Source organism: Rhizobium ruizarguesonis, assembly GCF_012349115.1.
GTDB lineage: Bacteria > Pseudomonadota > Alphaproteobacteria > Rhizobiales > Rhizobiaceae > Rhizobium > Rhizobium ruizarguesonis.
In genome coordinates, this window is sequence record NZ_PQIG01000022.1 from 1 (window position 1) to 722 (window position 722).

A 722-nucleotide genomic window follows, 5' to 3' on the forward strand; every position below is an offset into this window, starting at 1 on the left:
TCTCGTAGACTTCCTCGAAGATGTCCTTGAAGCGGCCGTCATAGGCCTTGAGGATGGTGTTCTTGGTCGACAGATAGACCGGCCACTTGCGCATCAGGCCGTACATCATCGAGGCGCGGGCAAATTCGCGGATCGATTCGTCGAGATTGTACATGGCCATGGCAACGCCGGCGCCCGGTGCGTTGAAGACTTCCTTCTCGATGACGGTGCCGTCTTCGCCGACGAACTTGATTGTCAGCTTGCCCTTGCCGGGGAACTTGAAATCGGTGGCGCGGTACTGGTCGCCGAAGGCGTGGCGGCCGACGACGATCGGCTTGGTCCAGCCGGGAACCAGGCGCGGCACGTTCTTGCAGATGATCGGCTCGCGGAAGATGACGCCGCCGAGAATGTTGCGGATCGTGCCGTTCGGGCTCTTCCACATTTCCTTGAGGTTGAATTCCTTGACGCGGGCTTCGTCCGGCGTGATCGTCGCGCACTTGATGCCGACGCCGTACTTCTTGATGGCGTTGGCGGCGTCGACAGTGACCTGGTCGTTGGTGGCGTCGCGGTTTTCGACCGAGAGGTCGAAATAGTCGATGTCGAGGTCGAGATACGGATGGATCAGCTTATCCTTGATGAGCTGCCAGATGATGCGCGTCATTTCATCGCCGTCGAGATCGGCGACGGGATTGGCGACCTTGATCTTGTTCATGTATCTGCCTCGTTCGAGCTTCAATGGGGAC

1 protein-coding gene is annotated in these 722 nt (G+C 58.9%); it reads right to left on the reverse strand.

The features are described 5' to 3' along the window. Positions 1-691: NADP-dependent isocitrate dehydrogenase (locus C3Y91_RS03460; protein ID WP_168574986.1), on the reverse strand; the 691-nt coding region annotated here is incomplete at its 3' end. Positions 692-722: the final 31 nt, after the last annotated feature.